The sequence below is a fragment of the Saccharopolyspora sp. NPDC047091 genome (assembly GCF_040643635.1).
In the GTDB taxonomy this organism is placed as follows: Bacteria; Actinomycetota; Actinomycetes; order Mycobacteriales; family Pseudonocardiaceae; genus Saccharopolyspora_C.
In genome coordinates, this window is the sequence record NZ_JBEYUS010000027.1 from 1 (window position 1) to 22,021 (window position 22,021).

A 22,021-nucleotide genomic window follows, 5' to 3' on the forward strand; every position below is an offset into this window, starting at 1 on the left:
CCTCAGCGGGATTCTCGCTGCGGGATCGTTTTCACCGGTGGCTCCGCCACAGGCGAAAACGCTGTCCTCGCGAGAATCCCGCTGAGAACCCGCGGCGGTGCCGGTGTCCTGGGTGGTCGTCTGCTCAGCGGCTGCGCCGCTGACAGGAAGGACCATGGGGGCCGCCCTGAGGTCCGGTGGCCGGTGGTCTGTCAGTAGGTGGCCTGCAGGAGGTCGTGGAGCTGGGGTTCCGCTGCTTCGGCGGGGTTGTTGCGGCTGACGGGGTCGGCGGCCGCTGCTGCGGCGATCGAGGGCAGCATGTCTCGCCGCACGCCCAGGTCCCGCAGCGGGGACCGGATCTCCAGCTCGTCGGCGAGGTCGCGGGCGCACCGGATCGCCGAGGCCGCGCCCTCGCCGGCCCCCATCGCGCGGGCCGCGTCGGCGTAGGCGTCCCCCGCGGTGTCCGCGTTGAACTCCATGACGGCCTCCAGCACCGCCGCCAGCGCCACGCCGTGCGGTGTCCCGGTGTGCCCGGTGATCGCGTGTCCGAGCCCGTGCACCAGCCCGAGCCCGGACAGGGTGAGCGCCTGCCCGGCCAGGTGCGCGCCCAGCATCACCCGGGAACGCGCCGCCAGGTCGGCACCGTCCCGGTGCGCGACCGGCAGCCAGCGGGCGACGAGCGCAACGGCCTGCGCCGCGTAGGCCGCGGAGATCGGGTTCGCGCCGCGCGAGGACAGCGATTCGATGCCGTGCACCAGCGCGTCCAGCCCGGTGGCGGCGGTGATGCGCGCGGGCAGGCCCGTGGTGAGCTCCGGATCGAGCACGGCGACGGTCGGCCGCACCGAGGCGTGCCCCAGGTAGACCTTGCGGCGGGTCGCCGGGTCCTCGATGACGCCGAACCCGTTGGTCTCGGCACCGGTCCCGGCGGTGGTGGGGATCGCCAGCAGCGGCAGCCCCGGCAGCCCGGGCTGGGCGCGCAGCGCGATGGCCTTCGCCGCGTCCAGCGGTGAACCGCCGCCGAGCGCGACCACGGCGGCCGAGCCGAACCGCTCCAGCCCCGCCGCACCGGATTCCACAGTGGACAACGTGGGGTTGGCGGCGACGTCGTCGAAGACCGCGTGCTCCAGCCCGGCCTCGGCCAGCACCGCCAGCACCCGGTCCAGGATTCCGGCCGCGCGCACGCCCCGGTCGGTGATCAGGTAGGCCCGGTGGTGGCCGAGCTCGTCGATCAGCCGGGGCAGCGCGGCGATGCGGCCCGGGCCGAACTCGATGCGGCAGGTCGGTTCGATGCTGAGCCCGTCGACGGGCAGCTCCTGGTCGCGCACGTGGCACCTCCGGTCAGGACAGGTCGATCCAGGTGGTCTTGAGCGCGGTGCACTCGGCCAGCGCGTGCAGGGACTTGTCCCGCCCGGCCCCGCTGGCGCCGAACCCGCCGAACGGGGTGATCACGTCGCTGGCGTCGAAGGTGTTGACCCACACGGTGCCCGCGCGCAGCCGCCGCGCCGCCCGGTGCGCGGTCGTCACGTCCCGGGTCCACACCGAGGCGACCAGCCCGTACTCGGTGTCGTTGGCGAGCCGGACTCCCTCGTCCGCGTCGCCCTCGTAGCCGAGCACGGTCAGGACCGGCCCGAAGATCTCCTCCCGCGCCGCGGGCGAATCCGGCGGCACGCCGTCGAGGATCGTCGGCGGGAAGAAGGTGCCGTGCAGCGCTTCGCCGCCGAGCACCGCGGTGGCGCCGTCGGCGAGGCCGCGCGCCACGTACCCCGACACCCGCCGCAGCTGCGCCTCGTCGACCAGCGGGCCGACGACGGTGGCCGGGTCGAGCGGGTCGCCGACGCGGAACGTCTCCTCGGTCAGCCGCACCACCTCGGCCAGCAGCCGGTCCTTGACGTCGTGGTGCACGATCAGCCGCGATCCGGCGTTGCAGGTCTGCCCCGCGTTGTAGAAGATCCCCCACGCGATCGCCGAGGCGGCCGCGGTGAGGTCCGCGTCCGGCAGCACCAGCTGCGGCGATTTGCCGCCCGCCTCGACGGCGACCTGCTTGCCGTTGGACTCGCCCGCGTACACCTGGAATCGGCGGCCGATCTCGGCGGAACCGGTGAACGCGATCTTGTCCACGTCCGGGTGCCTGCCCAGCGCCTGACCGGCCTGCTCGCCGAGCCCCGGGACCACGTTGAACACCCCGTCGGGCAGGCCCGCTTCGGAGCCGAGCCGGGCGAGCAGCAGCGCGGCCAGCGAGGTCTGCTCGGCCGGTTTCAGCACCACCGAGTTCCCGGTGGCCAGCGCGGGCGCGATCTTCCACGAGGTGATCAGCAGCGCGTAGTTCCACGGCACCACCGCGCCGATCACGCCGAGCGGTTCCCGGGTGACCAGCGCCAGCGCGTCCTGCGGGGCGGGCGCGACCTCGCCGGAGGTCTTGTCGACGGCCTCCGCGTACCAGGTGAGGGTGTGCGCGGCGCCCGCCACGTCGACGCGGCGCGCTTCGGCGAGCGGTTTGCCCATCTCCAGGCTGTCCAGCAGCGCCAGCTCGTCCGCGTGCGCGCGGATCAGCTCCGCCCAGCGCCGCAGGACCTCCTTGCGGCGCCCCGGATCCAGCCCCCGCCAGCGGCCGTCGTCGAACGCGGCGCGGGCGGCGCGCACCGCGCGGTCCACCTCGGTGCCGGTGCAGGCGGCGACCCTGGCGAGCTCGGCGCCGTCGCGGGGGCTGGTGCTGGGGAAGGTCTCGGCGGTGGCGACGAACTCGCCGTCGATGAACGGCCGCGTCTCCGGCTCGCCGATCAGCGCCGAGCTCGGCGCGTCCAGGGCGGGGGTCACGAGGTTCCTCCGATCGTGGTGGCGGCGATGACGTCCTCGTCGAGCTCCACGCCGAGCCCGGGGACCTGCGGCACGGCGACCATGCCGTCCGGGCGGATCTCGACGGGGCGGGCCAGCGGGAAGTCCCGGCGCTGCGGCGTCCACCCGGGCGGGTCGTAGGGGAACTCGAAGTGCGGTCCGCCGCCGACGCCCGCGGCCACGTGCAGGTTCGCCAGCAGGCCGATGCCGTTGGTCCAGCTGTGCGGGGTGAAGTGGCGGTGCTTGAGCCGGGCCAGTTCGGCGATGGTGCGGGCGCGGTGCATGCCGACGGCCAGCACCACGTCCATCTGGTAGACGTCCAGGACGTCCTGCTCCAGGTAGCGCACCAGGTCGGGCACCGAGTGCTGCATCTCCCCCGCCGCGATGCGCACCTCCGGGTACCGGGCGCGCAGGGCGCGGAACCCGGCGATGTCGTGGTACGGCAGCGGTTCCTCCACCCAGCTCACGCCGATCTCGGCGAGCCGCCGGACGGTGCGCGCGGTGGTCGCGAAGTCCACCGCGTCGGCCGTGTCGCCCGCCATCCGCCAGGACTGGTTGAGGTCCACCATGATGTCGAAGTCCGGGCCGAGCGCGTCCCGGACGGCCGCGACGGTCGCGACGCCCTCCTCGACGCCGTCCGGGGCGATGCGGATCTTCATGGCGCGGAACCCGGCCTGCCGCGCGGCCAGCGCCGATTCGACGCGTTCGGCGGGTGGTTTCAGCTCGGCGGTGGACGCGTAGGCGGGCAGCGCGTCGGTGGCCCCGCCGAACAGCACCGACACCGGCACCCCGGTGGCCTTGCCGATGACGTCCCACAGCGCGGCCTCCAGCGGCCAGAACGCGCCGCCGTGGAAGTTGGCCGTCTCGATGGCCTTGACGTGCCGGTCGATCCGCAGCGGATCGGTGCCGACGAACAGGTGCCGCACCGCCTCGAACCCGGTCATGGTGTCGCCGGAGCCGATGCCGGTGATGCCCTCGTCGGTGCGCACCCGCACCACGGTGGCGTCGAAGTGCTCCCGCGGCCGCGGGTCCCAGGCGGCGTGCAGCGGCGGGTCCAGCGGCAGCCGCAGCCGGTCCACGGAGATGTCGGTGATCTTCATCTGACCTCCCGGAACCGAAGCTAGGAAAGCGCCCGGCCCGAGGACAACCCGCCACGACCGATCGAAACCCGAGTTGCGCACGCGACAACCGGACGCCGCGAGCACGCACCGCGGTTCCTCGTCGGCGGCGGAGCGGCGGAGGAAACCGCTCACTGCCCGTCTCGCCACTTCTGCCGCGTAGTGCTCGGGTAGCGGAACCTCAGCGGCTTCCTCGCTGCGAGATCGTCCGATGTATGCCCGGTTCCGTCACCCGAGCAGCACGCACGCCGAGCCGCGGGAGAGGCATCGTAGGGGGCATGGGTGAGATCCAGGGTGGCTTGCGGCGCGATCTGGAGTTGCTGGAGGCGCTGGGTTCGGCGGAGGCGCAGCGCACCGGCGGGCTCGGGGTGGCGCGGCTGGCGGTGCTGACCGGGCGGGACAAGAGCCAGGTGTCGCGGGCGCTCAAGGCGCTCGCCGAGGCCGGGGTGGTGGAGCGGCAGCCGGACACCTTGGCGTACCGGCTGGGCTGGCGGCTGTTCTCGCTGGTCGCGCGCACCACCGGGGATCGGCTGGTGCGTTCGGCGGAACCGGTGATGCGCGCGCTGTCGGCGGAGGTCGAGGAGACCAGCCACCTGTGCGTGCTGCGGGAGCAGGAGGTGCTGACGTTGCTGTCGGTGTCGGGCCACTCGTTCCGGGTGCACGACTGGGAGGGCCGCGGGGTGCCCGCGCCGTGCACCTCGGCCGGCCGGGTGCTGTTGCAGGACGTGACGCCGGACGAGCTGTACGTGCGCTTCGGCACCGAGCTCGGCGCGACGCCGCCCGGGTCCACGGTGCGCACCCTGCCGGAGCTGTGGTCGCGGATCAGGGAGGCGGCGCGGACGGGCTACGCGCAGGTCAGCGAGGAGTTCGAGACCGGGCTGGTGGGGGTGTCCGCGCCGGTCCGGGACTTCCGCGGCCGGGTGGTGGCGGCGCTGAACCTGTCCGCGCCGGCGCAGCGCCTCGCCGATCGGCTGGACGCGGCGGGCCGGGCCACCGCCCGGGCCGCCGCCCGCATCTCCCAGGAGCTCGGCGCGGCCTGAGCACCGGGCGGATCTCCCCTGGTCAGGCGACCGGTTCCGGTTCGGGGTCGGGGGTGCGGCGGCGCTCCCGGCGGTCCAGGAAGGTCAGCAGCGGGGTCGCCATGATCGTGGTGACCAGGGCGACGAGCACCAGCACGCTGAACAGCTGCGGTGTGACGATCCCGGCCGCCAGCCCCACGTTGATCGCGATGAGCTGCATCAGCCCGCGCGCGTTCATCAGCGCACCCACGCGGGCGGCCACCGAGTTCGGCTCACCCACCAGCCGAGCCGCGGCCCAGCAGGCACCGAGCTTGCCGACGATCGCGGCCACCAGCGCACCGACGGCGAACAGCAGCACGCCGGAATCCACCAGCAGCGCCAGGTCCGTGTTCAACCCGGAGTAGGTGAAGAACAGCGGCAGGAACACGGTGGCGACCGGTTTCACCGTCCGCACCGCCGCGTCCACCTGCTCCGAGCGCGGCAGCACCACGCCGAGGCTGAACGCCCCGAACACCGCGTACAGCCCGATGGTGTCCGTGTACCAGGCGGCGAGGAACACCGCCAGGACCACCGCCATCAGCAGGTTCTCCGGGGTGAGCCGCCGCACCGCCCGGTCGAGCCGCCCCGCGGAGCGCACGACGGCGACCAGCAGCACCACGAACACCGCGCTACCGCCCGCGGCCAGGGCGAACGGCCCGATGCTGGCCGCGGAGATGCTGAGCACCCCGGCGAGCAGCACCCAGGCGACGGCGTCGTCGAGCGCCCCGGCGGCCAGCGACAGCGAGCCGAACCGGGTGCCGGTCAACCCGCGCTCGGTGATGATCCGCGCCAGCATCGGGAACGCGGTGATCGACAGCGTCACGCCCACGAACAGCGCGGAGACCAGCAGCGGCACGCCCGGCGGGTACATGTCCACGTGCCCGGCGGCGAGCACGGCCAGCAGGACGCCGAGCAGCATCGGGGTCAGCACCCCGGCAACCGACACCAGCGAGGCCGGGCGCGCGACCTGCCGCATCCGGTCGACCCGGAACTCGTAGCCCGCCTGGAACATGAACACGACGAGCCCGATCTGGCCGACCACGTACAGCACCGGCCGCAGCTCGTCCGGGAAGATCGCCTGCTCCACGCCGGGCGCGAGCAGGCCCAGCACCGAAGGTCCGAGCACGACGCCGGTGACCATCTCGCCGACCACGGGCGGCTGGCCGAAGGCGCGCAGCACGCGGCCGACCAGGCGGCAGGCCAGCAGGATGACGATGGCGGCGAGGAAGAACGTGGGGGCGAGCTCCGTCGGGGTCATGCGGGTTCCTCCGGGGGCGGTGGTGCGGCGGCGAACCGGTTGCGGCGCAACGGGTTCGCGGAAGGGTTCGCGGGGCGAAGGGTTCGCGAGACGAAGAGTTCACGGGGCGAAGGGTTCGCGAGATGAAGGGTTCGCGGGGTGAAGTGATCGCCGGGCGAAGGATCGCCGGGGCCTCCCGGTCGCGGAGGCCCCGGCCGCGCTCAGCGGTGCGCCGGGCAGCCCGGCGGGGGCGCTTCCCGCCGCAGCCGCTCGAAGTGGTGGCCGGCGAGCCGCTGCCTGCGCGCGTCCAGCACCATCCAGGTGCCCAGCACCAACTGCCGCACGCTGCGCTCCACGTCCTCCCACCGGTCGCGGACCCGCAGGAACGCCAGCAGCGCTCGGATGTCCCGCGTACCGGTGTCCAGCCTGCCGGTGCCCGACGTGCCAGTGCCCGGCGTCTCCGGGTCCCGCGTACCGGTGTCCAGCCTGCCGCGGCGCAGCAGCACGCACGGCCCGCGGGACGGCAGCGAGCGGGTGTGCCGCACGCTGGATTCGAGCCGGAACCGGGCCAGCACTTCGCGGGTGACGGCGCGCATCGCCAGCGGCGACAGCCGCCACGCGGGGCACGGCCGGTTCGCGGCCACCCCGAACGGGATGTGCGCGGCGTCCTTCGCCGACAGCTCTTCCCAGCGGGACGGGTCGAACCGTTCCGGGTCCCGGTGCCCGGTGGCGTGGTAGTCGGGGTAGCTGAAGCACAGCACCGAGCCGCGCGGCAGCGTGGTGTCCGCGTCGACGCGGATGTCGTCGGTGGTGATGCGGTGCGCGATGCCGAACAGCGGGAACACCCGCATCGTCTCGTCCAGCACGTGCGCGAAGTAGCGGTCGTCGCCGGGATCGTCGGCGAGCCGCCGCTGCACGTCCTGGTGCTGGGCGAGCACCAGCAGCAGGTGCGCCATGCCTTCGGACAGCTGCACCACGGAGGTGTTGAAGAACGTCCCCTGCAGGTAGTGCACCTGCTCCGCGGTGGACAGCGTGCCGGGCAGCTCGTGCACCACGTCCCCCGCGTCGACCCGCGCCCGCAGGTAGCGGGTGAGCCGGGCGCGGCGGCGCGGGTGCCGCAGGCTGGTGCACTTGAGCGCGTCGACCACGTCGGAGGCGTTGCCGACGATGAGCTCCCTGGCCCGCCGCGGGCAGGGTTCGCCGAAGACGAGCTCGTAGTTGAACTCGGCCCAGATCGGCATCATCAGGTCCCGCAGCCGCGGCACGCTCAGCTCCCCGGGCACCAGCTCGTCGAGGACCTTCGCCGCGCAGCGCGCCGCGGTGGCGGAGAGCGCGTCGCTGGAACCGGCCAGGAACCGCTGCGTGGTGCGGGCGACGTCGTCGTAGCGCGGCCCGGCCTCCAGGTGTTCCTGGTGCACCTCGGGTCCCGGCGACAACCAGTACCAGAACAGGTCGGAGAGGCCGGCGCCTTCGCTGCGGCCACCGGCGGCCGGGTGCGAGTAGACCTCGCGGAACCGGTCCGGGCCGAACCGCTCGCTCGGCAGGGTGATCGCGTTGTCGCCGTTGACGAGTTCGAAGACCTTGCCGCGCAGCGCGACGACCCGTTGCGGCAGCCAGCGCGGTGCGGTCAGCGCGGCCGCGGCGGCCACCCAGGGCAGCAGTCGCACCGGTTTCACCGGGCACCTCCGAATCCGCGCGGCACCACGAGGTCCGCGGTCAGGTCGTCGGGTCGCCGGGCCCCGCACAGCATCATGGCGCGGGCGAGGTCGGCGCCGATCCGGTCCAGCACCTCGCGGACGCCCTTCTCCCCGTCGGCGGCGAGCCCCCACAACACGGGCCGCCCGATGCCGACGGCGTCGGCGCCGAGCGCGAGGGCGGTGACCACGTCGGTGCCGCGCCGCACCCCGCCGTCCAGCAGCAGCGGGAGGGTGCCGCCGATGGCGCGGGTGATGCGCGGCAGCACGTCGATCGGTGCCGGGGCCGCGTCGAGCTGCCTGCCGCCGTGGTTGGACACAATGATCCCGTCCACGCCCTGCGCGACGGCGAGGTGCGCGTCGTCGGGGTGCAGGATTCCTTTCAGCAGCACGGGAAGTCCGGTGGTGGACCGCAGCGATTCCAGGTGCCGCCAGGAGATCTCCGGGGACATCTCGATGTCGCGGGTGCCGTCCGGCGGGCCGCCGGGCAGGTCGCGCATGTTCGCCGCTTCGTACCCGGGCGGCAGGTCGTGGAAGCCGTTGCGCCGGTCGCGCACGTGGTCGCCGAACACGGGCGAGTCGACGGTGAGGACCAGCGCGGTGCAGCCCGCGGCTTCGGCGCGCTCCACCAGCCGGGCGGTGACCTCCGGGTCGGGCTGCAGGTACAGCTGGAACCACACGGCCGCGTCGGAGCGCACCTCCCGCGCAGCCGCCACCACCTCGTCGATGGCGACGGTGGCGGCCATGCTGGAGATCAGCACGTTCCCGGCAGCCGCCGCGGCGCGCGCGGTGGCCAGTTCCCCCTCGGAGTGCGCGAGGCGGTGGAACGCGGTGGGCGCGACCACGACCGGTGCCGCACCCGGCGCTCCCGGCAGGTCCGCCCGCGGGTCGGGCGCCGGTCCGCCGCGCAGCATCCGCGGCAGCAGCGCGAGCCGGGCGAACGAGTTCTCGTTGTCCGCCAACGCGAACTCGTCCGCCGCCCCACCGGCGTAGTAGTCGTAGACCGCCGGTTCCAGCAGTTCCTTCGCCCGGTCGTGCAAGTCGGCGAAGAGGCTCACCGGGCGCCCGCCGGTGCCGCCACCCGCCCCCGCAGGAATTCGCGCAGCGGCGCGCGGTGCACCTGCTCGCTGTCCCACTCGTTCTCCAGGTTCTCGGTGATGTGGTGCTCGGCGACCAGCGCACCGCCGCGGAAGTGCCGCACCACCGGGTGCAGGTAGCGGCCGTCGAGCCCGCGGGTGTCCTGCTGGGAGGTGCGGCTGTGCTCGACGTCGAACGGGTTGACCCGGTCGTGGTCGGCGCCGTACTCCAACGTGATGGTGAGGTAGGAGTCGACCTCGCCGAACTCGCCGGTGTGCGCGGTCTCGTGCAGGTGGTCCAGGGGCACTTCTTCGGCGTAGCGCGCACCGTCCGGGCCGAGCAGCACCGCGTCGGCGAGGAACCCGAACAGCTGCCACAGCGCGGAACTGCGGTTGACCCGCTCGATGATGGCGTCGGTGACGGCTTCCGGCGTCTCCGGGAGCGTCGTCCCGGGCCAGGCCACCTCGTGGTCGCGGCGTTCCAGGATGCGGTGCAGCGCGCGCACCCCGTAGCGGAAGCCGTGGATGAAGCCGCTGGTGGACTTCTTGAAGTCGCGGACCTGGGTGATGGTGCCCGCGAAGTGCAGTCCGGGCACGTTCACCGATTCCCACGCCGCGGTCTGGTCGGGGAACCGGTCGTTGATGGTGAGCTCGGGCCGGCACTCGGGCGCGAACATCGAGGCGTCGAACCGGAATCCGGTGGCCAGCAGCACCCGGTCGTAGCGGATCTCCTTGACGACCTCGTCGACGCGTTCGAAGCTGACCCGCACCAGGTAGGAGTCGCCGTCCGCGCGGATGCCGAGGATCTTCCCGTCCAGCAGCGCGTTCTGCGACTTCAGCTGGTAGGTGTCCAGGAAGTTGTTGTTCACCGCGCGCAGGTGGCCCACGAAGTGGGTCTGCCAGGCGAGCTTCAGCGAGCCGGACCCGGCGACGTGGATGACCGCGGCGTTCTCGATGAGCCCGTCGGCGGTCTCGAACGCGGAGTTGCCGCGGCCGATGATGAGCACCCGCTGCCCGGTGTAGTCCTCGGGGTCGACGGACATCTCGGTGTAGGGCTCGGCGAGCTCGACACCGTCGATGTCGGGGATGTAGGGCTGGGTGACCCCGGTGGCGACGATGACGCGGGCGGCCCGGTAGGTGTTCCCGTCCTCGTCGCGGGCGACGAACTCGCCGGGCTTGGCGACCTCGACGATGCGGGTGCCGTAGCGGATGCGCAGCCGGTGGGTCTCGGCGTAGTCGGCGAGGTAGCCCAGCAGGTCGTCGGCGGCCGGGAAGTACCGCGGGGTGTACGAGGTGAGCAGCGGCGCGTTCTCCTCGGACAGCAGCGAGTTCCAGTCGGTGCGCAGGTTCAGTTCCGGATCGTCCCATCCGGTGTGCACCTTGTTGATGGAGATGAGCTTGCGGTGCCGCGGGAAGTCCGCGAAGAATGTTCCGGGCGACTCTCCCGACTCGACGATGAGGTAATTGCGCCCGGCCTGCTCCAGGTAATAGCCCGCTTGGAGCCCCGCCGGTCCGGCGCCGATCACGAGATAATCAAGAGAGTACTCTTCGGACACTAGTTGATTCGCCTCCCACCAGCACAAACATCAGATTACTTGAAGCTTAAAGCATAACGGCCCGACACGTACACGTGATGCAGATCACAGGTGTGATCAGTGGCTCAAGATCCTCTTCAATGGTAGTGATCCCCATTGTCCGCGCCTGCGGAAAAGCACTTTCCCCGGGCGACGGAATCCATACGACTATTTGACGAAAAGCGGTAAAAATGGGAGAGAAAACAGCCCCGGGTGACCATGAACACCGGTCTCGGGCACAACCTTTTCCGCAGTCCGTGCTCGACGCGCTCGGCGCCGACCCGCTCACCCCCGCGTTCGAGCACGGCGACCGCGTCGTGGTCCGCGGTGAACTGCTGGAACTCGTCGGCCGATGCACCGCCGGATTGCGCGCGGCCGGGCTCGGCCCGCGGGACGGCGTCGCCATCGACACCGCCGTCACCCCCGAGGGCTTCGCCGTCCAGCTCGCCGCGCACGTCCTCGGCTGCCGCGTCATCGGGCTGCGCCCCGGGCTCACCCCCGCGCAGCTCGCGCACATCCTCGACCAGGACGTGCGCGTCGTCGTCACCGACGACCCGCGCCCGCAGCTGCGCGCGGCCGCCGGCGACGTCGAGCTGCTCGAGCTCGGCCCGGCGCTGCTGCGCGCGCAGGAGACCCCGGTCGCGCGGGGCGAGCTCGACGACGACGCGCTCGTCGTGTTCACCAGCGGCAGCACCGGAAATCCCAAGGGCACCGCGTTCGACTACCGCGCCATGACCGAGCACTGGAGCTGGCAGGCGCCGGCGTGGACCGAACGCACCGCGGAACTCGCCGCGAAGTACCGGCGGTTCCTGCTGTTCGGCACGCTCAGCAGCGCCGTGATGCTGGAGCACCTGGCGCTGTGCCTGCTCTCCGGCGGCACCGCGGTGATCCCGCGCGAGCGGCCGGAATTCCCGCGGGTGCTGGAAGAACTGCGCATCACCGCCTGCCTGCTCACCGTCGCGCGGCTGCACCAGATCCTCGAGTCGCTGGACGAGCGGGACCACGACCTCAGCGCCGCCCGGATGCTGCTGGTCGCCGGATCACCGCTGGCGCCGCACAAGCTCGCCGAGGCGCACGCCCGCATCGGCCACGCCGTGCACCTGGGCTACGGGCAGACCGAGACCGGGATGCTCAGCCTGCTGTCCGCCGCCGACATCGCCGAGCGGCAGCAGGCCGCGAACTCCGTCGGCCGCCCGTGGGACGGCGTGGAACTGGAGGTCCGCGACCACGCCGGGCGGCCGCTGCCCGCGGGGTCCGACGGCGAGGTGTGGGTGCGCACCGCCTCCGCGCTGCGCGGCTACTGGCGGGACCCGGCCGAGACCGCCGAGGTGCTGCACGACGGCTGGGTGCGCACCAGGGACGTGGGACACCTGGACGAGGCGGGCTTCCTGCACCTGACCGGGCGCGCCCGCGACGTGGTGATCGTGAACGCGATCCTGCACTACGCGGGGCCGATCGAGCGGGCGCTGGCCGCGCACCCCGCGGTGGACCAGGCGTTCGTGATCGGCGTGCCCGACGAGCGCACCGGCGAGGCGATCCACGCGCACCTCGTGCTCGCCGGGGACGTGGAGCCCGACCACGAGGAGCTGCGCGCGCTGGTCGCCGCCGAGCTGGGCGCGGCCGCCGCACCCGTCGAGATCGGGGTGCTGCGGCAGGTGCCGCTGACGGCGACGGGCAAGCCGGACAAGCAGGCGTTGCGGGCGCTGACCACGATTCCCGAGCCGCGCTGATCGAGGGCCGCGGGCGGCGGGCCGTCCGGCGAAAAAGTGTAGTGACTACAACTTTGAAGTCACTTCAGGTATGGTTCCGGTGGAGCGACGCCGCGCTCACCTCGCCGGAAGGACCGCCATGCCCGCTTCCCCACCCCGCATCGCCGTCATCGGCGGCGGCCCCGCCGGGCTCACCTTCGCCCGCGTGCTGCAACGGCGCGGCCTGCCCGTCACCGTCCACGAACGGGACCGCGACCCGGCGCACCGCGCGCAGGGCGGCAGCCTCGACCTGCACCGGGACACCGGGCAGGTGGCGCTCACCGCGGCCGGGCTGCTCGACGAGTTCTTCGCCGCGTCCCGGCCGGAAGGTCAGGCGCTGCGGCTGCTCGACCGGGCCGGGACCGTGCTCGTCGACGCGCCCGCCGACCCGGACGACCGGTTCAAACCGGAGATCGACCGCGGCGAGCTGCGCGCGCTGCTGCTGGGTTCGCTCGAACCCGGCACCGTCGAGTGGGACCGCCGGTTGCGCACGGCCGTCCCGCTCGGCGACGGGCGGCACCGGCTCGAGTTCACCGATGGGCACACCACCACCTGCGACCTGCTCGTCGGCGCCGACGGGGCGCGGTCCGCCGTCCGGCCGCTGCTCTCCGACGCCGAGCCCGAGCACTCCGGCGTCGTGTTCGTCGAAGTGGTGCTCACCGACGTGGACCGCGCGCACCCGGAGATCGCCGAGCTCATCGGGCACGGCATGACGTTCGCGCTCGACGCGGGCCGCGGCCTGCTGGCGCAGCGCGGCAGCGGTGGCGTGATCCGGGTGCACGCCGCGTTCCGCGGGCCGGTGGACTGGGGGCACCGGGTCGAGCGCGGTGCGCTGCGCGCGGTGCTGGCGGAGATGTTCGCCGACTTCGGGCCGGTGCTGCGGGACGTGCTGCACCGCTGCGAGGACTCGTTCACGGTGCGGCCGATCACCGCGCTGCCGGTCGGCCACCGCTGGGAGCACCGGCCCGGGGTGACGCTGCTCGGCGACGCCGCGCACCTGATGTCCCCGTTCTCCGGGCAGGGCGCGAACCTGGCGATGCTCGACGCCGCCGAACTCGCCGAGCTCATCGCGGCGGGCGGCCCGCTGGACGAGGCCGTCACCGCCTACGAAGCGCGGATGTTCCCCCGCGCCGCCGAAGCCGCCGCCGAAGCCGCGGGCGGCGTCGAGGACTGCATCGGCCCGGACGGCCCGGCGCACGCGCTCGTCCACTTCCAGGCCATGACGGCCGGAAACCCGCAGCACGCCTAGGATTCCGCGACATGCCCACCCCAGAACCCGCCGGCCGCCGGGAGCGCAGGAAGGCCCGGACCCGCGCCCACATCGCCGAGACCGCGCTGGAGCTGTTCCTCGCCCGCGGCTTCGCCGAGGTGACCACCGCCGAGGTCGCCGAGGCCGCCGACGTCTCGGTGACCACGCTGTTCAACCACTTCCCCAGCAAGGAGGCGCTCGTCGTCGACGAGGACGCCGAGCGGGAGGCCGCGCTGGTCGCCGCCGTGCACGACCGCGAGCCCGGCACCTCGGTGGTGGACGCGCTGCACGCGTACTTCACCGCGGTGCGCGAAGCCCGCGGCGGCGACGACGGCGGCGCCCGGTTCCGCGAATTCCGCCGCATGATCCTGGAATCGCCGAGCCTGCGCGAACACGTGGACCGGATGTGGGCGCGGCACGAGGACTCCCTCGCGGCCGCCATCGCCGCGGACGCGGGCGCCGCCGCGGACGATCCGGCGGTGCGCGCCCTCGCGCACCTGGTGCTCGCCGCCCGATCCGTTCCCGGGGACGGCGGTGCCGGTTCCGACGCCGCGTTCGCGCTGCTGCGCGCGGGCTGGTCGGCGCTCGACCCGCTCGCACCGGCCGGTCCCCCCGGCTGAACGGCCCACCGGCTCAGATCGGCCGAACGGGCCGTTCCCGGGTCCTGCCCGGGTACCGCCCGGTTCGATCCTTCCACCACCCGCCAGGAAAGAGCGACACGATGACCACTCGAAGCACCCTCCACATCGGACCCGAGATCCAGCTGGCCATCGACGAGGCGGGCGAGTCCGGCCGCCCGGTGCTGGTGCTGCACGGCGGCGGTGGACCGGCCACGGTCGCCCCGATCGTCGAGCACTTCGCACCCCGCCACCGCGTGCTCGCCCCCGTGCACCCGGGCTGGGAGGACACCACCCGGCCGGAGCGGCTCGGCTCGGTCGCCGACCTGGCGCAGACCTACCTGGACCTGCTCGACGCGCGCGGCCTGCGGGACGTGCTGGTGCTGGGCAGCTCCTTCGGCGGCTGGGTGGCCGCCGAGATGGCGGTGCGCGACCGCGACGGGGTGCTCGGCGACGGGGTGCTCGGCGACCTGGTGCTGCTGGACGCCATCGGCGCCGAGATCCCCGGCCACGAGATCTCGCTGCCCACCCCGGCGCCCGGGCGGCCCGGCCCGCCGTCCGCGGCCATCGAGGCGATCCGGACGTACGGCGGCGCCGCGATGGCGGACCCGGGGCTGCTGCAGCGCCTCGCGCAGGTGCGGACCCGCGCGCTGGTGGTGTGGGGCGAGGACGACCAGGTGATCAGCGCCGGCTACGGCCGGGAGTACGCGGCCGCCTTCCCCGACGCCCGCTTCGAGACCATCCCCGGCGCCGGGCACCTGCCGCAGGTGCAGGCGCCCGCGGCGACCTTCACCGTCATCGACGAGTTCCTGAGCGCTCGGAGCTGACCGCCCGCTCCGGAGCGGGGTCGGCGAGCAGCCCGCGCAGCAGCTCCAGCCGCTCCGCGGACTCGCCGCCCGGCTCCGCGGTGTAGGCGATCAGCACCGGGCCCGGCCCGCCCGGCAGCGGGTAGGCGTCCCAGTCGAGGTCGAGCTCGCCGACCAGCGGGTGCGCGAAGTGCTTGCGGCCGCGGGTGCGCTCCCGCACGTCGTGCCGCGCCCAGAACCGGCGGAACTCCTCGCTGCGCACGCTGAGCTCGCCGACCAGCTCCTTCGCCCGCGGGTGGTCCGGGTCGGCGGCCACCGAGGCGCGCAGCATCCCGATGTACTCCAGCGCGCTCGACGCCCAGTCCGGGCACACCTCGCGCGCGTCCGGGTGGTGGAACAGGGCGCGCAGCACGTTGCGCTCGTGCGGCGGCTGCTGGTCGAGGCCGCCGAACAGCGAACCGGCGAGCGCGTTCCAGGCCAGCACGTCCAGGTGGCGGCCCAGCACCAGCGCGGGACCGCCGATGGTGTGCAGCAGCCGCCGCGTGCTCTCCGGCACCCGCTCCGGGACGCGGCGGCGCACCGGCTCCGGGTTGCGGGCGGCGCGGGCCAGCGCGTGCAGGTGCCGGGTCTCGTCCTCGTCGAGGTCCAGCGCGCGGGCCAGCACGTCCAGCACCTCCTCGGAGGGCCGCACGTCCCGGCCCTGCTCCATCCGCTGGTAGTAGTCGGTGCTGACCCCGGCCAGCAGCGCCAGCTCCTCGCGCCGCAGCCCGGTCACCTTGCGCCGCGGCCCCGGCTCCAGGCCGACGTCCTGCGGGCGCAGCCGGGCGCGCCGGGTGCGCAGGAAGTCGGCGAGCTCGCGGGAGTGGGAACCGTTCATACCTGCGATTCTGCCCGCTGCGCGGCCGCGCAGGGTGGGTCCGGCGGTCCCAGGGAACGGCCGCCGACCGGCTCCAGGCCGGTTCCCGACCGGCTCTCGACCGGTCCCACCCGGTCCCACCCGGTCTCGTCGGAAAATGAATTCGGCGGATGTTAAGGCCTACCCCGCCATTTCGGAGAACGGTTGTCGTGTTCTCGCCACGACCTCGGGTGAACCCGCCGTGAACCTGTTCGGAAGCACCGGATCATCCCCTGGGAATCGCCCACCCGGAACCCTATGATCATGCCGATCTGATGGCGATCGGAAGGTTCTGCTGCGATGGGAACACTGGAGAACGACAGAACGCGCGGCTCCCGGCGGCTCGGGAAGTCCTCGTTCGCGTTCCGCGCGCTGGTCGGCACCGCGGTGCTGTTCGTGGGCCTGCCACCTGCGGTGGCGCTGGCCGATCCGCCGCAGGCGCTGCCCGGCAGCTCCGCCGAGGCGGATGCGAAGTGGCAGCCCGCTTTCGATTACGACGGTGACGGCTGCTATCCCACTCCGGCCATCGGACCGGACGGCACCCTGGCCCCCGGATTGGAACCGTCCGGCGCGCTGAACGGGAATTGCCACGACCAGTCGGACTTGGACAACACCAATTCCTACTCGCGCTCGAAGTGCGACGGCGACTGGTGCGCCTACATGTACGACCTGTACTTCGAGAAGGACCAGGCGCTGGACGGGGTGCACGACGCGTTCGGGCACCGCCACGACATCGAGCACGTGGTCATCTGGGTGAACGACGACCAGGCGAAGTACGTCTCCACCTCCGCGCACGGCGACTTCTCCACCTACCCGGCCGAGGAGGTGGGCTTCGAGGACACCCACGCGAAGATCATCTACCACAAGGACGGCGCCAGCACGCACTGCTTCCGCCTCGCGAGCAAGGACGAGGAGCCGGAGAACCACTACGGCACCTGGCAGTACCCGGACCTGGTGAGCTGGGACAACTTCCCGGAGGGCATCCGGGACGCGCTGACCTCCGCCGACTTCGGCAGCGCCAGCCTCGGCATCAAGGACGACGCCTTCGCGGGCAACCTCGCCAAGGCCAAGCCCGACGACATCGAGTTCAACCCGGAGGCGTGAGCCCCACCGGCCGGGCGGGACGCGCCCGGCCGGTCCTCGGGCCCGCCGACGACGTCCTCATCGGCACGCCGCGCGAGCCGCGCCCACCGCCGGGCGGGCTCGCTCCGCGCTCGGGCCGCTCGCCTCCCGGGCGCTCCTCCGAATCCAGCCGACCAGCGCGACCGCGATGGTGCAGGCCACCGCGAATTCGACGAGCAGGACGGTCCAGACGGCGATCAGCGACATCGCGGTTCCTCTCCTGGGGGGGTTGTGCGCCTCCCATCGTCGGTTCGTCCCGCCGCCGCGACGAGTGGCCCGATGGCCAACATGTGGAAGAATCCGGCCATGTCAGAAACGCCGACGAAGGTCGTGGTTCTGGTGCGGCCGGGACTGCTGCCGATGGAGCTCGGGATCGTGCACCAGCTGTTCCCGCTGGCGACCGGCCCGGACGGAGAACCCCGGTACGAGGTGCTGACCTGCGCGCCGGTTCCCGGGCAGGTGCGCACCACCGGGGACTTCGCGATCACCGTCCCGCACGGGCCGGAGGTGCTCGCGGACGCCGACCTCGTGTTCGTGCCCGCCTCCGACGCGGATTACGCGGCGGATTTCGCGCTCCCCGACGACGTGCGGGACGCGCTCGCCCGGATTCCGGCGGGCGCGCGGATCGCGTCGATCTGCACCGGCGCGTTCGTGCTCGCCGCGGCCGGACTGCTCGACGGGCGGCGGGCCACCACGCACTGGAACGCGGCCGACCGGTTCCGCCGCGCGTTCCCGCGGGTCGAGCTGGACCCGGCGGTGCTGTACGTGGACGGAGGCCCGGTGCTGACCTCCGCCGGCGAGGCCTCCGGGATCGACCTGTGCCTGCACCTGATCCGGGAGGCCCACGGCACGGCGGTCGCCAACGACGTCGCGCGGCTGGCGGTGGTGCCCGCGCACCGCGACGGCGGGCAGGCCCAGTTCATCCGCCGCGCCGTGCCCGACCCGCGCAGCTCGTCCACCGCGCGCGCCCGCGCGTTCGCGCTGGAGAACCTGCACCGCGCGCTGCCGCTGCGCGAACTCGCCGAGCTCGAATCGATGAGCGTGCGCACCTTCACCCGCCGGTTCCGCGACGAGACCGGGCTGTCCCCGGTGCAATGGCTGACCGGGCAGCGCGTCGAACGCGCCCGGCAGCTGCTGGAGGAGACCGAACTGCCGGTCGACCAGGTCGCCGCCGATGCCGGGTTCGGCACCGCCGCCTCGCTGCGCCAGCACCTGCGGGCCCGGCTGGGCCTCTCCCCCAGCACCTACCGCGGCACCTTCCAGCCCGGCGGCACCGACGACGTCGCTTGATACGTCCTCAGTGGACTGTCGGCGGATTTCCCCTCACACCAACGAGTTCCCCCACAGCTCGCGGAGGGAGTCCGGTGCCAGCACCCGGCCGGGCGGGCCCGCGGCGCGCAGCCGCCCGTCACGGAGCAGGAGCACGTGGTCGGCATCGCGAGCTTCGGCGAGGTCGTGGGTCACGTGGACGACGGTGGCACCGCGGGACTTCTCCTCGTCCAGGACCTCGGTGATCCGCCGCTGCGCGGTGACGTCGAGCCCCGCCGCCGGTTCGTCGAGCAGCAGCAGTTCGGCCTGCTGCGCCAGGCCCTGCGCGACCAGCACCCGCTGCCGCTGACCGCCGGAGAGCGCGCCCAGCGGGCGGTCCGCCAGGTCGGCCACGCCCAGCCGTTCCAGGCAGTCCGCGACGATGCCGCGGTCCTGCTCCGACAGCCGCCGCCACGGGCCGGTCCGCGCCCACCGCCCCATCTCCGCGGTGGCGCGCACCGTCATCGGCAGCGCGTCCGAGACCGCGCTGCGCTGCGCCACCAGCGCCACGTCGCCCCGGCGGCGCACCGAACCCGAGGTCACCGGCAGCACGCCGGCGAGCACGCCGAGCAGCGTCGACTTGCCGGAGCCGTTGGGGCCGACCACCGCCGTGCGCGACCCGGCCGGGAACGCGGCGGTGACCCGGTGCAGCACCGGGTTCCGCCGATATCCGGCGGAGACCTCGTGCAGCACCGCCGCCTGGTGCTCTTCCTCGGTGATCGCTCTCACGGAACGTAGTCTACAACGACAATCATTTTCATTATAGGGTGATTCGTCATGGATTGGTTGTTCGTCCCGTTCGAGGTGTCGTTCGTGCAGCGCGCGCTGTGGGCCGGGGTGCTGGTCTCGCTGATCTGCGCGCTCGCGGGCACCTGGGTCGTGCTGCGCGGCATGGCCTTCCTGGGGGACGCCATGTCGCACGGGATGCTGCCGGGGGTGGCGCTGGCCGCGCTGCTCGGCGGCGACCTGCTGCTCGGCGCCGCGCTCAGCGCGGGGGTGATGGCCTTCGGCGTGACGGCGCTGGGGCGGTCGCGGCGGCTGTCCGCGGACACCGGGATCGGGCTGCTGTTCGTGGGGATGCTCGCCGCCGGGGTCATCATCGTGTCCCACTCGCAGTCCTTCGCCGTGGACCTCACCGGATTCCTGTTCGGCGACGTGCTCGCGGTGACCCCGCCCGAGCTCGGGCAGCTCGGCGTCGCGCTCGCGCTGGCCGCGCTGCTCTCGCTGGCCGGGCACCGCGCGTTCGTCGCGCTGGCCTTCGACCCGCGCAAGGCCCGCACCCTCGGCCTGCGCCCCGGCCTCGCGCACGCGCTGCTGCTGGGCCTGGTGACGCTGGCGATCGTCGCCTCCTTCCGCGTCGTCGGCACGCTGCTGGTGTTCGGGCTGCTCATCGCCCCGCCGGCGGCGGCCGTGCTGTGGGCGAAGCGGATCCCGGTGGTGATGGCGGTGGCCGCCGCGCTCGGCGTGCTCTCCACCGCGCTCGGGCTGCTCGCGTCCTGGCACTGGGGCACCGCGGCCGGCGCGACCATCGCCGCCACCGCCGTCGTCCTGTTCTTCCTGTCCGCGCTCGGCGCCGAACTGCGCGACCGGGTGCGGGACCGACCGCAGCGAACGGAGCCCGCCCTGTGAAACCGATCCCGACCGCCCTCGCCGCCGCGCTCGCACTGGCGACCACCGCCTGCGGGGCGCCGGCCGAAGCACCACCGCCCGTGCCGCACGGGTACGTGGCGGGTGCCGAGGAATCCGCCGAAGCCCAGTCGCGGCTCGTCGTCGCCGACGCCACCACCGGAGCGGTGCGGGTGCTCGACCTGCTCACCGAGGAGGTCGTGGCACTCGCGCCGGTGCCCGGGGTCAGCGCGATCAGCACCGACGGGCGGCACGCCTACCTCAGCGGCGACCGCGGCACGCACGTCGTCGACAGCGGTTCCTGGATGGTCGACCACGGCGACCACGTGCACTACTACCGGGCCGAGATCCGCGATGCCGGTGAGCTCGCCGGACCGGCCGTCGCGGCGCACGGCGACCCGAAGGTCTCCGCTGTGTCCACTCAGGACGGACGCGTGACGTTGCTGGACCGGGCCGCGCTCGACGAGGGCACCGCCCGCCCCACCGGCGAGGTCCCCGTCGCACCCGGAACCGCCGCCGTGCCCTACGAAACCCACCTGGTCGCCGCCGATGCCGACGGCACCGTGCGGGTCCTCGACCGGGCCGGGAAGCCGACCGCCACCGTCGAACCGCGCTGCCCCGAACCGGCGGGCACCGCGCTCACCCGGCGCGGCGTCGTGTTCGGCTGCGCCGACGGCGCGCTGCTCGTCACCGAGGAAGACGACGCCTTCCACGGCGAGAAGATCCCCTACCCGCGGGCGGTCGGCGACGACGAACGCGCCCGCGACTTCCGGCAGCGCCCCGGCAGCGCGACCCTCGCCGCCCGCGCGGGCGACCGCGGCACCTGGTCGCTCGACGTCGGCGACCGCGCCTGGACCTACCTCGAGACCGGGCCCGTCGTCGCGGTGAACGCCGTCGGCGAGGGCGGCCCGCTGCTGGCGCTCACCGCCGACGGCGTGCTGCACGCCCACGACCCCGAAACCGGTGCGCAGACAGCGGAAACCCGCGTCACCGCACGGCTGGTGGACCCGACCGGGCCGCCGCCGGTGATCCTGGTGGACACCTCCCGCGCCTACGTCAACGACGTCGGCACCGGAACCGTCCACGAGATCGACTACAACGATTCGCTGCGCCAGGCCCGGCGGTTCGACCTCGGCGGGCAGGCCACGCACGTGGTGGAGACCGGCCGATGAGCGCCCGGATCACGGCCGCCGTCGCGGTGCTCGCCACGCTGCTCGGCCTCACCGCCTGCACGAACTCCGCGCCGCGGGCCGAGATCGTGGTGACCACCAACATCCTCGGCGACCTCACCCGCAACGTCGTCGGCGACCAGGCCGAGGTGTCGGTGCTGATGCGCCCCGGCGCCGACCCGCACTCGTTCGGGATCTCCGCGCAGCAAGCCGCCGAAGTGGAGCTCGCCGAACTCGTCGTGCACAACGGCCTCGGCCTCGAAGAAGGTGTGCAGCGCACCGTCGACGCCGCCCGCGGCGCCGGGGTCGCCACCCTGCCCGTCGCCGAGCGCGTCGACCCGATCGACTACACCGGCGACGCCTCCCGCGGCCAGGCCGACCCGCACTTCTGGACCGACCCGGGCCGGGTGGCGCAGGCCGTCGACCTCATCGCGCGGCAGGTCATCGAGCACGTCGACGGCGTCGACCCGGCGGTGATCCGCGCCAACGCGGACCGCTACCGGGGCGAGGTGGCGGTGCTGGATGCCGAGACCGCGCGGCGGTTCGCCGCTCTTCCCGCCGAGCGCCGCAAGCTCGTCACCAACCACCACGTGTTCGGCTACCTCGCGCAGCGCTACGACTTCGAGGTGATCGGCGCGGTCATCCCCAGCGGGACCACGCTGGCCTCCCCCAGCGCCGCCGACCTCGCCGACCTCGCCGGGGCCGTGCGCGCCGCCGGGGTGCGGGCGGTGTTCGCGGACTCCTCGCAACCCGACCGGCTCGCCCGCGCGCTCGCCGACCAGGCGGGCCTGGACGTGCGGGTGGTGCCGCTGTTCTCCGAATCGCTGAGCCCGCCCGGTGGCGGCGCCGCGACCTACCTGGAGATGGCGCGGGCCAACACCGACGCCATCGCCACCGGACTCGCCGGGTGATC

Annotated in this window: 20 protein-coding genes; 10 read left to right on the plus strand and 10 right to left on the minus strand. The window is 73.5% G+C overall.

Going from position 1 to position 22,021, the window contains the following annotated elements; all coding sequences use genetic code 11:
* Positions 1-191: 191 nt before the first annotated feature.
* Genes ABZ805_RS14180 through ABZ805_RS14190 form a run of 3 tightly spaced genes read right to left on the minus strand, consistent with a single transcriptional unit; the run spans position 192 to position 3,911 of the window.
* Positions 192-1,304: an iron-containing alcohol dehydrogenase gene (locus tag ABZ805_RS14180; protein ID WP_358439298.1), complete on the minus strand. Its 1,113-nt coding sequence runs from the start codon at positions 1,302-1,304 to the stop codon at positions 192-194.
* A gap of 13 nt (positions 1,305-1,317) precedes the next feature.
* A complete protein-coding gene (locus ABZ805_RS14185; RefSeq protein WP_358439301.1) occupies positions 1,318-2,793 on the minus strand; it encodes an aldehyde dehydrogenase family protein in 1,476 nt (491 codons plus the stop codon).
* Positions 2,790-3,911, minus strand: a complete 1,122-nt coding sequence (locus tag ABZ805_RS14190) for a mandelate racemase/muconate lactonizing enzyme family protein (RefSeq protein WP_358439304.1) — start codon at positions 3,909-3,911, stop codon at positions 2,790-2,792. Before ABZ805_RS14190 ends, ABZ805_RS14185 begins: the two co-directional genes overlap by 4 nt.
* A gap of 296 nt (positions 3,912-4,207) precedes the next feature.
* Between ABZ805_RS14190 and ABZ805_RS14195 the strand changes: the two genes are divergently transcribed.
* Positions 4,208-4,969, plus strand: coding sequence for an IclR family transcriptional regulator (locus tag ABZ805_RS14195; RefSeq protein WP_358439306.1), 762 nt, complete (start codon positions 4,208-4,210; stop codon positions 4,967-4,969).
* Positions 4,970-4,991: 22 nt separating this feature from the next.
* Here ABZ805_RS14195 and ABZ805_RS14200 read toward each other — a convergent pair whose 3' ends face one another.
* The 4 genes from ABZ805_RS14200 to ABZ805_RS14215 all read right to left on the minus strand — a co-directional run bounded on the left by ABZ805_RS14200 (position 4,992) and on the right by ABZ805_RS14215 (position 10,550).
* Complete coding sequence (locus ABZ805_RS14200) at positions 4,992-6,245, minus strand: cation:proton antiporter (RefSeq protein ID WP_358439309.1); 1,254 nt, start codon at positions 6,243-6,245, stop codon at positions 4,992-4,994.
* 200 nt (positions 6,246-6,445) lie between these two features.
* Positions 6,446-7,900, minus strand: coding sequence for a cytochrome P450 (locus ABZ805_RS14205; RefSeq protein ID WP_358439312.1), 1,455 nt, complete (start codon positions 7,898-7,900; stop codon positions 6,446-6,448).
* Positions 7,897-8,976, minus strand: coding sequence for an alpha-hydroxy acid oxidase (locus ABZ805_RS14210; RefSeq protein WP_358439315.1), 1,080 nt, complete (start codon positions 8,974-8,976; stop codon positions 7,897-7,899). Before ABZ805_RS14210 ends, ABZ805_RS14205 begins: the two co-directional genes overlap by 4 nt.
* On the minus strand, positions 8,973-10,550 hold the full coding sequence (locus tag ABZ805_RS14215; protein ID WP_358439317.1) for an NAD(P)-binding domain-containing protein: 1,578 nt from the start codon (positions 10,548-10,550) through the stop codon (positions 8,973-8,975). The genes ABZ805_RS14210 and ABZ805_RS14215 overlap by 4 nt, the downstream gene beginning before the upstream one ends.
* Before the next feature lie 275 nt (positions 10,551-10,825).
* On the opposite strand from ABZ805_RS14215, the gene ABZ805_RS14220 reads away from it, so the two are divergent.
* From ABZ805_RS14220 to ABZ805_RS14235, 4 genes are all read left to right on the plus strand, one after another.
* The gene (locus ABZ805_RS14220; RefSeq protein WP_358439320.1) at positions 10,826-12,298 is read left to right on the plus strand and encodes an AMP-binding protein; all 1,473 of its coding nucleotides are present in this window, start codon (positions 10,826-10,828) and stop codon (positions 12,296-12,298) included.
* Between the two features lie 118 nt (positions 12,299-12,416).
* Positions 12,417-13,565: an NAD(P)/FAD-dependent oxidoreductase gene (locus ABZ805_RS14225; protein ID WP_358439323.1), complete on the plus strand. Its 1,149-nt coding sequence runs from the start codon at positions 12,417-12,419 to the stop codon at positions 13,563-13,565.
* A gap of 11 nt (positions 13,566-13,576) precedes the next feature.
* On the plus strand, positions 13,577-14,185 hold the full coding sequence (locus ABZ805_RS14230) for a helix-turn-helix domain-containing protein (RefSeq protein ID WP_358439326.1): 609 nt from the start codon (positions 13,577-13,579) through the stop codon (positions 14,183-14,185).
* Positions 14,186-14,286: 101 nt separating this feature from the next.
* Complete coding sequence (locus tag ABZ805_RS14235; protein WP_358439329.1) at positions 14,287-15,009, plus strand: alpha/beta hydrolase; 723 nt, start codon at positions 14,287-14,289, stop codon at positions 15,007-15,009.
* On the opposite strand, the gene ABZ805_RS14240 is transcribed toward ABZ805_RS14235, so the two are convergent.
* Entirely contained in the window at positions 14,978-15,865 is an 888-nt protein-coding gene (locus ABZ805_RS14240; protein WP_358439332.1) for a helix-turn-helix transcriptional regulator, read from the minus strand. The two genes, ABZ805_RS14235 and ABZ805_RS14240, sit on opposite strands and share 32 nt — an antisense overlap.
* A 318-nt stretch (positions 15,866-16,183) precedes the next feature.
* On the opposite strand from ABZ805_RS14240, the gene ABZ805_RS14245 reads away from it, so the two are divergent.
* Positions 16,184-16,987 (plus strand): NPP1 family protein, encoded by an 804-nt coding sequence (locus ABZ805_RS14245; RefSeq protein ID WP_358439335.1) that lies wholly within the window; start codon positions 16,184-16,186, stop codon positions 16,985-16,987.
* A 57-nt stretch (positions 16,988-17,044) separates the two neighbouring features.
* On the opposite strand, the gene ABZ805_RS14250 is transcribed toward ABZ805_RS14245, so the two are convergent.
* Positions 17,045-17,212 carry a hypothetical protein gene (locus ABZ805_RS14250; protein WP_358439337.1) on the minus strand — a complete coding sequence of 56 codons (168 nt, stop codon included), beginning with the start codon at positions 17,210-17,212 and terminating at the stop codon, positions 17,045-17,047.
* 99 nt (positions 17,213-17,311) lie between these two features.
* Here ABZ805_RS14250 and ABZ805_RS14255 point away from each other — a divergent pair, with 99 nt between their 5' ends.
* A complete protein-coding gene (locus ABZ805_RS14255; protein ID WP_358439340.1) occupies positions 17,312-18,295 on the plus strand; it encodes a helix-turn-helix domain-containing protein in 984 nt (327 codons plus the stop codon).
* A 33-nt stretch (positions 18,296-18,328) separates the two neighbouring features.
* Here the strand turns inward: ABZ805_RS14255 and aztA are convergent, their stop codons facing one another.
* A complete protein-coding gene (gene aztA / locus ABZ805_RS14260; protein WP_358439343.1) occupies positions 18,329-19,042 on the minus strand; it encodes a zinc ABC transporter ATP-binding protein AztA in 714 nt (237 codons plus the stop codon).
* Between the two features lie 48 nt (positions 19,043-19,090).
* On the opposite strand from aztA, the gene aztB reads away from it, so the two are divergent.
* The 3 genes from aztB to aztC are packed head-to-tail and all read left to right on the plus strand — an operon-like array spanning position 19,091 to position 22,019.
* Positions 19,091-19,942, plus strand: a complete 852-nt coding sequence (aztB, locus tag ABZ805_RS14265; protein ID WP_358439346.1) for a zinc ABC transporter permease AztB — start codon at positions 19,091-19,093, stop codon at positions 19,940-19,942.
* Positions 19,939-21,111, plus strand: coding sequence for a hypothetical protein (locus ABZ805_RS14270; RefSeq protein ID WP_358439349.1), 1,173 nt, complete (start codon positions 19,939-19,941; stop codon positions 21,109-21,111). Before aztB ends, ABZ805_RS14270 begins: the two co-directional genes overlap by 4 nt.
* Positions 21,108-22,019: a zinc ABC transporter substrate-binding protein AztC gene (gene aztC / locus ABZ805_RS14275; RefSeq protein ID WP_358439351.1), complete on the plus strand. Its 912-nt coding sequence runs from the start codon at positions 21,108-21,110 to the stop codon at positions 22,017-22,019. The genes ABZ805_RS14270 and aztC overlap by 4 nt, the downstream gene beginning before the upstream one ends.
* Positions 22,020-22,021: the final 2 nt, after the last annotated feature.